This window comes from Microbacterium sp. (assembly GCF_047971895.1).
In the GTDB taxonomy this organism is placed as follows: Bacteria; Actinomycetota; Actinomycetes; order Actinomycetales; family Microbacteriaceae; genus Microbacterium.
In genome coordinates this window covers 1-3,828 of record NZ_JBKEAF010000027.1, presented here as the reverse complement: position 1 = coordinate 3,828, position 3,828 = coordinate 1, and the positions used below count along the sequence as shown (strand labels likewise).

Genomic DNA, 3,828 nt, shown 5'->3' with positions numbered 1-3,828 from the left:
CGGTCGCCCCGGGACCCCTCCCGTGGTCACCCTGGCGGGGTCTACAGCTCGGGGGCGATAGCCCGGAGGGCGGCGAGGTGGGCCTCGTAGGCGCTCCGCCCCTTCGCGGTGAGCGACAGCCACGTGCGGGGTCGCTTTCCGACGTAGCCCTTCTTGACCTTGACGTAGCCGGCGTCGTCCAGGGTGCTGATCTGGCGGGAGATCAGGGAATCGGAGATCTCCACCGCGTCGCGCACCTTGGCGACCTCGGCTTCGTCCACCGAGGCCAGGGCGGCGATGATCGAGAATCGGACCGGCGAGTGGATGACCCCGTCGAGTTGGTGTCGGGGGTGGGAGGCGTCGGTGGTCGAGGCGTCGGCCATCAGCGTCGACGCCAGATCACCGCGGCGGCCGCGAAGGTGGGCAGCGTGGTCACGGCGGTGGCGAGCAGGTGGTAGCCCAGCGACACCACGTCGCCGTCGCGCTCGCCTTGTGGGCCACCGTGGTGGCGACCGCCAGCCTGGCCTGGGCTTGAGAACCCCCGGGGTCGGCCGTGTCCGTGAGGTGAGAACCGGTTCGGGTCAGCCGGCCGTGTACCCACCGTCGGCGACGAACTCCGACCCCGTGGCGAAGCTCGCGTCGTCGCTGGCGACGAACGCGATGAGCACGGCCATCTCCTCGGGTCTGCCCAGACGCCCCAGGGGGTGCCGGCGATGAGCATGTCGCGGTCGGTGTTGCCGAGGATGGGCGTGTCGATGAAGCCGGGGTGCACCGAGTTGACGCGCACGCCCTCCTTCGCCCAGCCGAGCGCCGTGGTCTTCGTCAGCAGCCGCACCGCGCCCTTGGCGGCGTGGTAGGCGGGGCTCAGGGCCACGCGTCCGTCGAACCGTTCCACCTCATCCACCTCTCTGCGTCGTGGCGCTGCGCTCAGCGCCGATTCGATACAGCGCACGGAGAGGAAGGTGTATTCCTATGAATGCAAGATCAGGACGGGGTGCCGCCGAGCTCGGCGCGCAGCGCCGCCAGGAACGCGTCGACGTCGGCCTCGGTCGTGTCGAAGCTGCACACCCACCGCACCTCGCCCTTCGAGGCATCCCAGTCGTAGAAGCGGAACCGCTCGCGCAGGCGATCGGCGACCCCCTCCGGCAGCGACGCGAAAACGGCGTTGGCCTGGGTCGCCTGCGTGAACGCGACGCCGTGCAGCGACCCGTCGGCAAGACCCGTCTCGATGCCCGCGCGCAGGCGCTGCGCCATCTCGTTGGCATGCCGCGCATTGCGCAGATACAGGTCGCCGTCCAGCAGCGCCAGCAGCTGCGTCGAGATGAACCGCATCTTCGAGGCGAGCTGCATCTGTTGCTTGCGCAGGTAGACGAGCCCCTCCGACGCGCCCGGGGTCAGCACGATGATCGCCTCGGCGGCCAGCGCGCCGTTCTTCGTGGCGCCGAAGCTGACGACATCCACTCCCGCGTCGGTCGTGAACGCGCGCAGCGGCTGGTCGAGCGCGGCGGCGGCGTTCGACAGGCGGGCGCCGTCCATGTACACCCGCATGCCCTTCTCATGCGCGTACGAGCTGATCGCGCGCACCTCGTCGGGCGTGTACACGGTGCCCAGCTCGGTGGACTGCGTGAGGTGCACCACGAGCGGCTGCGCCCGGTGCTCGTTGCCCCAGCCCCACGCCTCCTGCGCGATCAGCTCGGGGGTGAGCCTGCCGTCGGGGGTGGCGATCGGGAGCAGCTTGATGCCGCCCGACTTCTCGGGCGCGCCGCCCTCGTCGGCGTGGACGTGCGCCGTCGTCGCGCAGATCACCGCACCCCAGCGCGGCAGCATCGACTGCAGCCCGACGACGTTCGCACCGGTGCCGTTGAACATCGGCCAGGCCTCGGCCTGCGGTCCGAAGTGCCGGGCCGCGACCTGCTGCAGGCGCGCGGTGTGGTCGTCTTCGCCGTACGCGACCTGGTGGCCGCCGTTGGCGGCCGCGATCGCGTCGAGCACCTCGGGGTGGACGCCCGAGTAGTTGTCGGAGGCGAAGCCGCGTGCGGTGGGGTCGTGGAGGGTGGTCACGAGCCCCCAGCCTAATTGCCCGCCGTGGGTCGCTCGACGGCGAGGGTGGGGGCGATGTCGCGATGAGCGGCGTCTCCACCGTCACGGCCGGACAAGCCCGTGCGCGGGGAACGACGCTGGACACACGCAACCTGCGAGAGATCTCCCGGTGCCCCGGCTCGCCGTCGAGGAGTGGTGGGGCTGACGGATCAGAGCGCGATGACCGTGCCGTTCACGGTCGCCGCATCCTGGTGCCAGAGGTGCACGAACGCGTCGGCGAGAGCGTTCTCGAGTCCGTCGAGCGCTTTTACGCGGAAGATGACGGATGCCGCGCGCAGCGCCGGTTCCCGGGCGTTCTTCGCGAAGCCCTGGGCGACGGCCCGCATCCACGCCTCGCTCGCGGCCTTGATCGCCGCGTAGTTCGCGCCGCCGGCGAGCGGCCGGTCGACCGCGGTCGACGAGACGATCGCCGTCCGCGCGGCGTCGGAGGCGCGCAGGTCGTCGTCGAAGGCACGGCTGACGTGCCGCAGCGCGGTGAGCGCGCGCTCGAGGAACCGGTAGTCGGCATCGGACTGCCCGGCCAGGCCCCCGCCGCCGCGCCAGCCGCCGACGAGGTGCAGCACGCCGTCGACCCGCCCGTGCGCGTCGTGTACGCGCTCGGCGAGCCGGGCCACGTCGGCCTCGTCGGTCAGGTCGCACACCTCGGTCGTGAGGTGCCGCTGTCGAAGGACGGCGAGCTTCGTGGCATCCCGCCCCACCGCGATCACGCGCGCGCCGGTCGCGACCAGCGCTCCGGCGGCCGCGCGCCCGCTCGCACTCGTCGCTCCCGAGACGACCACGACCCGGCCGGCGAGCTCAGGCATTTCGCCCTGTGATTCCCGAGGTCGGGGCGATAACGTCGCGCATCTTCTTCTCCAGCGCCTCGAAGAACATCGACAGCGGGAACTCGTCGTCCAGTACCGCGTCGGTGTAGCCCTTCGGCGGACCGGCCAGCACCTCGGTCGGCAGGCCCTTGGCCCACGCAGATGCCGGGTTCGGGGTGACCACCGAGCTGACCAGCTCATACGCCGCCAGCCAGGGCGCGGTCTTGGGGCGGTCGATCGACTCCCAGTACAACCGGTCGATGGCGTCGGACAGCGCGACCACCGCGGCCGGGACATCGTCCCAGTCGAAGGCCAGCGCGGTGTCGGTCCAGTGCAGCACGTCCCGCTGATGCAGCCACGCGAACAGCAGCTGCCCGCCCAGTCCGTCGTAGTTTCGCACCCGGGAGCCGGTGATGGCGAACCGGAAGATCCGGTCGAAGATCACGGCATACTGCACCAGTCCGGCGTGCTCGAGCATCTCCGTTTCGGCAGTCGAGAGCTCCTCGCCCGCGGCCACCCGCTCCCGCAGCCGCGTTTGGATGCCGACGCACTCCCGGAACGCGGTCAGGTCGCAGCGCAGCTCCTCCAGTGAGTAGAGGAAGAACGGCATCCGCTGCTTGATCATGAACGGATCGAACGGCAGGTCACCGCGCATGTGGCTGCGGTCGTGGATGATGTCCCACATCACGAAGGTCTTCTCAGCCAGCTGCTGGTCGTCCAGAATGCGGGCAGCACCCTCGGGCAGGTCGAGCTTGGTGATCTCGGCGGCAGCGCGCACCACCCGGCGGTAGCGCGCGGCCTCGCGGTCCTGGAAGATCGCGCCCCACGTGAAGGTCGGGATCTCTCGCATCGCGACGGTCTCCGGGAACAGCACGGCACTGTTGGTGTCGTACCCGGGCGTGAAGTCCAGCAGTCGTAGCGACACGAACAGGCCGTTGGTGTAGGT

5 protein-coding genes and 1 pseudogene are annotated in these 3,828 nt (G+C 70.5%); all 6 read right to left on the bottom strand.

What is annotated here, in order from left to right; all coding sequences use genetic code 11:
• Window positions 1-41: 41 nt before the first annotated feature.
• The gene (locus ACK5IN_RS02940) at window positions 42-362 is read right to left on the bottom strand and encodes a winged helix-turn-helix domain-containing protein (protein ID WP_416894727.1); all 321 of its coding nucleotides are present in this window, start codon (window positions 360-362) and stop codon (window positions 42-44) included.
• Window positions 363-560: 198 nt separating this feature from the next.
• On the bottom strand, window positions 561-653 hold the full coding sequence (locus ACK5IN_RS02935) for a hypothetical protein (RefSeq protein ID WP_416894728.1): 93 nt from the start codon (window positions 651-653) through the stop codon (window positions 561-563).
• A 110-nt stretch (window positions 654-763) separates the two neighbouring features.
• Window positions 764-814, bottom strand: a pseudogene (locus tag ACK5IN_RS02930) (hypothetical protein); the annotation flags it as partial.
• A gap of 149 nt (window positions 815-963) precedes the next feature.
• Window positions 964-2,040 (bottom strand): threonine aldolase family protein, encoded by a 1,077-nt coding sequence (locus ACK5IN_RS02925; RefSeq protein WP_416894726.1) that lies wholly within the window; start codon window positions 2,038-2,040, stop codon window positions 964-966.
• A 188-nt stretch (window positions 2,041-2,228) separates the two neighbouring features.
• Window positions 2,229-2,882: an SDR family NAD(P)-dependent oxidoreductase gene (locus ACK5IN_RS02920; RefSeq protein WP_416894725.1), complete on the bottom strand. Its 654-nt coding sequence runs from the start codon at window positions 2,880-2,882 to the stop codon at window positions 2,229-2,231.
• On the bottom strand, window positions 2,875-3,828 hold a 954-nt coding region (locus ACK5IN_RS02915; protein WP_416894724.1), incomplete at its 5' end, for a DUF6421 family protein. The genes ACK5IN_RS02920 and ACK5IN_RS02915, both read right to left, overlap by 8 nt.

Excerpts from the sequence above, each read along its gene's own strand:
- ACK5IN_RS02920 (WP_416894725.1), bottom strand. The coding sequence starts at position 2,882 with ATGCCTGAGCTCGCCGGCCGGGTCGTGGTCGTCTCGGGAGCGACGAGT.
- ACK5IN_RS02940 (WP_416894727.1), bottom strand. The coding sequence starts at position 362 with ATGGCCGACGCCTCGACCACCGACGCCTCCCACCCCCGACACCAACTC.
- ACK5IN_RS02935 (WP_416894728.1), bottom strand. The coding sequence starts at position 653 with ATGGCCGTGCTCATCGCGTTCGTCGCCAGCGACGACGCGAGCTTCGCC.